8 protein-coding genes and 1 pseudogene are annotated in these 5,930 nt (G+C 40.7%); 4 read left to right on the top strand and 5 right to left on the bottom strand.

Features of this window, described 5'->3' with window-relative positions; translation table 11 throughout:
- The coding region (locus tag WA010_RS06015; RefSeq protein WP_422556239.1) for a HigA family addiction module antitoxin at nt 1-305 on the top strand (305 nt) is incomplete at its 5' end.
- 21 nt (nt 306-326) lie between these two features.
- Nucleotides 327-566 (top strand): HepT-like ribonuclease domain-containing protein, encoded by a 240-nt coding sequence (locus WA010_RS06010; protein WP_422556238.1) that lies wholly within the window; start codon nt 327-329, stop codon nt 564-566.
- Between the two features lie 9 nt (nt 567-575).
- On the opposite strand, the gene WA010_RS06005 is transcribed toward WA010_RS06010, so the two are convergent.
- Nucleotides 576-1,832, bottom strand: coding sequence for an NAD(P)/FAD-dependent oxidoreductase (locus WA010_RS06005; RefSeq protein ID WP_422556237.1), 1,257 nt, complete (start codon nt 1,830-1,832; stop codon nt 576-578).
- A 47-nt stretch (nt 1,833-1,879) separates the two neighbouring features.
- Here WA010_RS06005 and WA010_RS06000 point away from each other — a divergent pair, with 47 nt between their 5' ends.
- The gene (locus WA010_RS06000) at nt 1,880-2,191 is read left to right on the top strand and encodes a hypothetical protein (RefSeq protein ID WP_422556236.1); all 312 of its coding nucleotides are present in this window, start codon (nt 1,880-1,882) and stop codon (nt 2,189-2,191) included.
- Between the two features lie 14 nt (nt 2,192-2,205).
- On the opposite strand, the gene WA010_RS05995 is transcribed toward WA010_RS06000, so the two are convergent.
- From WA010_RS05995 to lolA, 4 genes are all read right to left on the bottom strand, one after another.
- Entirely contained in the window at nt 2,206-3,465 is a 1,260-nt protein-coding gene (locus WA010_RS05995; RefSeq protein WP_422556235.1) for an ArsS family sensor histidine kinase, read from the bottom strand.
- The gene (locus WA010_RS05990; RefSeq protein WP_422556234.1) at nt 3,452-4,120 is read right to left on the bottom strand and encodes a response regulator transcription factor; all 669 of its coding nucleotides are present in this window, start codon (nt 4,118-4,120) and stop codon (nt 3,452-3,454) included. Before WA010_RS05990 ends, WA010_RS05995 begins: the two co-directional genes overlap by 14 nt.
- A gap of 68 nt (nt 4,121-4,188) precedes the next feature.
- Nucleotides 4,189-4,803 (bottom strand): EF-hand domain-containing protein, encoded by a 615-nt coding sequence (locus WA010_RS05985; RefSeq protein WP_422556233.1) that lies wholly within the window; start codon nt 4,801-4,803, stop codon nt 4,189-4,191.
- 181 nt (nt 4,804-4,984) lie between these two features.
- On the bottom strand, nt 4,985-5,503 hold the full coding sequence (gene lolA, locus WA010_RS05980; RefSeq protein WP_422556232.1) for a LolA-like outer membrane lipoprotein chaperone: 519 nt from the start codon (nt 5,501-5,503) through the stop codon (nt 4,985-4,987).
- Between the two features lie 118 nt (nt 5,504-5,621).
- Between lolA and WA010_RS05975 the strand changes: the two are divergent.
- A pseudogene (locus WA010_RS05975) lies at nt 5,622-5,930 on the top strand (preprotein translocase subunit SecA); the annotation flags it as partial.

The following is a 5,930-nucleotide window of genomic DNA, read 5'->3' as shown; positions in this document are numbered from 1 at the left end:
GAAAAACGATGAAAGAAATCCGATCATCCACCCATCCGGGGATCATCCTCAAACTCGAATTTGCCGAACCGCTTGGGCTTACGCAAGCGCGTATGTCGGAAGACCTCGGTGTAGGGATCAAGACCCTGAGCGAACTTTATAACCAAAAACGGGGTATCAGTGCGGTAATGGCACTTAAACTTTCTGAGTATCTTGGAACGACTCCGCAGTTTTGGATGACACTTCAAGATAATTTTGATTTGTATCAAGCCTATAAGCAAGAATATACATCGATTCAAAAGATTAAAAAACTACAAGTGGCGTAATCTACTAAACGCCCTGCGATTTTGATGCATCTTACCGCTATTGCGGAACAATTCAATAAACTCAAACTCGAAAACGCGACTCATATCCTTGAAGCGTTTGATGTCGAAGATATAAAAGGGATTTACGATGTTAGAACCTATATCGCTCACGATTATGAAGGGGTAAATCTCGCCATTATCGAATGGATAATCCGTAATGGTTTACTGAAATTTAAAACCTTATGTCAGAGTGTTATAACTCAACATAATTCCGTAAACTAATTATATCATTTACGGAGTAGTGTTTAAGTGTCCCGCCAAATATCCACTGGAGAATGACCACTGCAAGTTATAGCCGCCACATGGACCATCGAGGTTCATGACTTCTCCGCAAAAATAGAGACCTTTACAAATTTTACTTTCCATTGTCTCTGGGCGGATCTCTTTGAGGGATATCCCTCCACGGGTGATCATTGCCATGTTAAATCCATCATGTCCGATAACTGTAAGTGGTGTCCATGCGAGAAGTTTAATGAGTCTATCACGTATCGATCCATCTAATTTATTAAATCCTTTATCGGGATCGGCATTTGCGAGGGTGCAGAGGGCACGGCATAGAGTTTCTGGCAGAAGTGTCATCATGTGGGTTAATATCGATTGTTCGGGCTTTTTATCAATCTCTTTTTTGATGTGATGACGCAGTTGTTCTTCATTGAGCCCTTTGGTCATATTGATTAGTAATGGGACAGAACCGTATTTTTCGATCAACGGTGTGATTTCACGTGCAATATCTAGGACGACGGGACCGCGAATACCGTTTTGGGTGAAAATAAGATCCCCATGTGCATGGATATGTTTGGCTTTAGAGAGATTGATCCGAATTTCTACTTTGGGAATCGTATCGGCGCGGCAATTTGCACCCCATGTCTCCTGTGTCCTAAGTGGCATCATAGCAGGGTAGAGTTCGGTTATCGTATGACCTGCATCGGAGGCGATGGTAAAACCATCTCCTTCAGCTCCGAGCTGAGGATATCCAAGACCTCCGGTAGAGATAATGACATTAGGGGAATAGTAGGTCTGAAGAGCGGTGGATACTCCAACGATATTATTTTCTTCATATTCTAATTTTTCAACACGTGCTGAAGTGATGAGGGTAATGTTTAATCGTATTATTTCTTCTTCCAAAGCAGTAATAATACTCATGGAACTATGAGATATCGGAAATACTCGATATCCATCCGGTGCATGGCTTTCAACCCCAATTTCGGCAAAAAAAGTGATTAAAGCTTTATGATCAAAGATGTGGAGTGCAGGTGTCATAAATCGCCCTTCACGCCCGAAACGAGCCATAAAATCTTCATTACCAAGAGTATTGGTGAGATTACAACGACCCCCTCCCGTTGCTTTGAGTTTCGAAGCAATTTTAGAAAGTTTTTCGAGTAATAAAACTTTTTTTCCTCGTCGTGCGGCAGTGATAGCTGCAATCAATCCTGCCGCTCCGGCACCGACGATGATAACATCAAAAGAAGTTTCTGGAATACTTTGCATATGTTATTATAGCGATTTGCCCTATTTTTTGAATATAATGCGATTTCATGAATAAGAAACTAGAAACAAAAGCAAAACAAATAGTACAAAGCCCTACCACACACAAAGTATTACTAGCCCTAAAGCCTGATAAATCGATTTGGGGATTTTTAGGAATTGTTGTATTTCTCATTGTACCGGAAATTATTGCCTTTATTTGGGGAATTGAGATATCCATCTATGCACAAAGGGAGCTTATACATAGTGAGAATTTTTTTCAAAAACAGTATTATGAATTCTTAATAATATTATTTGAAGAGGGGGGTAGTTGGTTCAATCTTGCCATTGGGATGGCATTATTGATCTGGTTTTTTTTCTAACTTTTTAGTACTATTTAGCGTAAAACAATCCTAAAACAGTTTAGTCCAGATGCGTACTGATATTCGAGAGTATAGCCATGTTTTGTGAGGATAGAATAGGTGATGTAAAGTCCCAATCCTAATCCACTTTCTGATCCCTCATAGGTACGGTTAAACGGCTTGGAAAAGACTCTGTTTTCATCCGGGATCGGATCTCCGATACTGCATACTTCGATACCGTGTGACAAAATAATCAGAGTCGGTTTCGAGTTGGAGTATTTGAGCGCGTTGTCGAGAAGATTTTTGAGGGCAATGGAGAAAAGCTGAAAATCGGCGTTGATCATCAAATCGGAGTTTTTCCCTTTGATCGTAATATTTTTTTTGTCACACAGCAAAATATCGCACGTATGATCGAGGATATCGACGAAACGGTACTCTCGCGTATTAAGATGCCACTCACCACTGCTAAATTGCTCCATTTTTGAAAACTCATCCAAGAGATAACTCATCCGATTAAAAATGCGTTTTAACCGCTCTTGCTCTGCTGATTCACTAATGCAGTCGGTGGTAAGGGATCCTTTCATAATTGGGGTTTTTAATTCATGTAAAATATTGCGTAAGAACAGGGCACGCGCTTCTTTCAAGGCCGCTATTTTTTCTAAGACCAGATTAAATTCGCGGGTGATCTGAGAAATCTCATCTTTTCCATTGCTAGACATTTTAAGACGGGTATCGCCCTCTTTGAAATTTATAATGGCATCTTTGAGACGATGCAGGGGGGTGAGTTTACGCAATAGATAGAGAAAAAAGAGCAAAACAAGTGTATCAATCGCGACAAATATTCCCCAAATTTTCCATGATGAGTATTCTTTCAAATCTTGCAGAACAATCGTGGTAAAAGGAAATGGTAGTGGCGGCAGAAATTTTGAATCCCCAATCATCGGTGGCGGTCTACCAAATTTAAAATCAGGGGGAGGAAATTTTATAAAATAAATCTTATTCTCATAGCGCATCATTCTACCAAAAGGGAAGGATACTAAAGATTCCCCTTTAGTACGCAATATTTCTGAAGACAATGATGAGGGTACTATCAATAACTGTTTTAATTCTGAGTCAAAATTGCCCTTTTGATGGTGGATGAGCCTATCTGCTAGCGCAAATCGTTGCATTCGATCCGCTATTTGTTCTTTGGAAAAATGTTGTTGAGCAATCCAAAAAAGCCCGTTTATCAGGGCAAATATCAGTAGAAAAAAGAAGATAATGAGGCGAATAATGGAGTGGTTATTGATTAACAAATTTATATCCTACACCCCGAACCGATACGATATAACGGGGATTTTTAGTGTCGTCGCCGATTTTTTGACGGATTCGTCCCATGATAACATCGATACTTTTAAGACTGCTCTCGTATTTGATTGAGCCTATGCTGAGGAGTAGTTCTTCACGTGAGATAACGGTGCGATCTTTTTTGATCATGTAGGTGACGATGTCGTATTCGGCTTGGCTAAGACGCAGGTATGCACCGTGTCGTGTAATTTCATGACGTTTATCATCGACCTCAAAGGGTGTGAGTGCTTTGGGCATTGTTGGATGGAGGCGTCGTAAAATCGCATCGATGCGGGCAATCAGCTCTTGCGGGTCGTAGGGTTTTGGGAGATAATCATCTGCTCCGCGTGCAAATCCCATCATTTTATCCCGTATGTCAGAGCGAGCAGAAGAGATGATGATCGGGATCGAGCTCTCTTGGCGAATCAGGCGGCAAATCTCCATCCCATCCATTTGTGGCAGTGAGAGATCGAGGACTAAAAGATCAAAGTGCTGTTTTTGAAAGAGACTCAACCCTTCCAGCGGTGTTGTCGTGATAGTCACATCGATATTATCTTTGACTAAACGTCCCTTTAACAGTTGTGCGAGTTCGATATCATCTTCAATCATTAAAACATTTATCATAAAGCGATTATATCGGGGCTAAAGTAACAAATAAGTAACACATGCCCAAGAAAAGGGCATGTATTTTTTTAAGCACTGAGGCTTAAAAGAGAGGTTGTATTAGTCGAAGAGGCATTGTTGCCATAATAGGAGAGAATTTTTTGAAGCATATCGCTACGCATATTTTTAAATGCGTCTTCGGTTGCCGTCTCAGTGGTTGAAGTAGTTGTTTGAGCCGATTCACTCGTATCGGTTGAATCTCTTTCGAAGAGCACTGCTAGTTCATCCATGCTCACCGTACCGTCTTCATTGGTATCGAGTGCAGCAAAAATTTCACTAATGCTACTGTCGCTTTCAGATGAAGTCGAAGAAGATTCACTTGGCGGCGGTGGTGGAGGCATTCCACCCTCTTGACCTTGCGGTGGTTCAGGCGGTTTCATGTTTTTAAGTGCCGCTACCAGTTCTTCAGTACTCATACTGCCGCTGCTGTCTGTGTCGAGTGTTGAAAAGATATCACTGGACGATGAATTGTTGGATGAAGCGGTAGAAAATTCAGTTGAACTAACTGAACCGTCTCCGTCGCTATCCATAGTACTAATCATCTGAACCGCAATATCTTCAAAACTCGGTTTTGAGCTTTGCGCAGTAGAAGAGGCTGAAGAAGTATATGACGCATACGAATTGTAATTCGATGAGACTGTCATGGGAGACTCCTTATCGGGTGTAGCAAGAAAAATTCTTACTCAAAGCGTAGCATAAAGTCTATACAGTAACTAATGGGTAACATTTAAAACTCTCAAAAACGTAGTTTTTGTAGCTTTAGGGGATTGCAAAGGACTTTAGTCCTTGCCAATAAAACGGATGTATTCGTTTTATTGTGTAACATCAATGATCTTTTATAACGTCGAAATCCGCTGGAATAACCGGTTTAAACTTACTGGTATCAATCGGTTGGTTTTGGGATGGGTTGGTAAAAACGATTGTGACTTTGTTATCAAATCCATCGGTATAAGCGATAGAACTAAGGAGGTCATTTTTAAAAAGAATCGTGTAAATTTCCCCTTTTACCATGGCGGTATATTTATCATCAGAGACTTTTTTAGCTTTTTGGATGATTTGGAGAAAATCGATCTCATTATCGAGTGTCCTTAGGGTTACTTGCTCGATTGAGGGCTCGATAACGGTGATTTTTTGAGCGTTGATATAGACACTTTTTTGGATCGGTTTTTGGTATTTCCAGAGGGCATTTTGAGGTTTAGACGCCCATAATTCACCCGAATAGACAATCTTTTTTCCATTATCGTCGATGATACTCTGGACAAATTTGCCGTTAAAGGAGGTAATCTCTTGTGGGGAGGCGAAAAGAGTGAGTGCTAGGGTAATGAGAAGGGGTAAAAAACGCACATTAAATCCTTGAATTAAGTAATAATGACATTGTACCCTATGCTTATTAACCAAAACCATAGATTTCGTATGCTAAAATCAGCGACTTTTTCAATACTGTTCATAATGAAGGCTTTTAATGCTCCAAACGTTTCTCGGAAAAATTTTCGGTACCAAGAATGATCACGAAATCAAAAAATATCTCAAACGTGTAGCACAAATCAATGCTCGCGAAGAGCACTTTTCAGCTTTAAACGACAGTGAACTCCAAGAAGCGTTTGCTGTGTTAAAAGAGTCCGTACAAAGTCATACAAAAACAGTGGATGACGTGTTGGTAGATTCGTTTGCGATTACCCGTGAGGTGAGTAAACGCGTTCTTGGGATGCGCCATTTCGACGTTCAGCTCATCGGGGGAATGGTTCTTCATGAGGGGCGTATCGCTGAGATG

The organism is Sulfuricurvum sp., assembly GCF_049305995.1.
Lineage (GTDB): Bacteria > Campylobacterota > Campylobacteria > Campylobacterales > Sulfurimonadaceae > Sulfuricurvum.
Note: the sequence above shows the minus strand (reverse complement) of the source record. Positions and strands in the feature narration are given on the sequence as shown.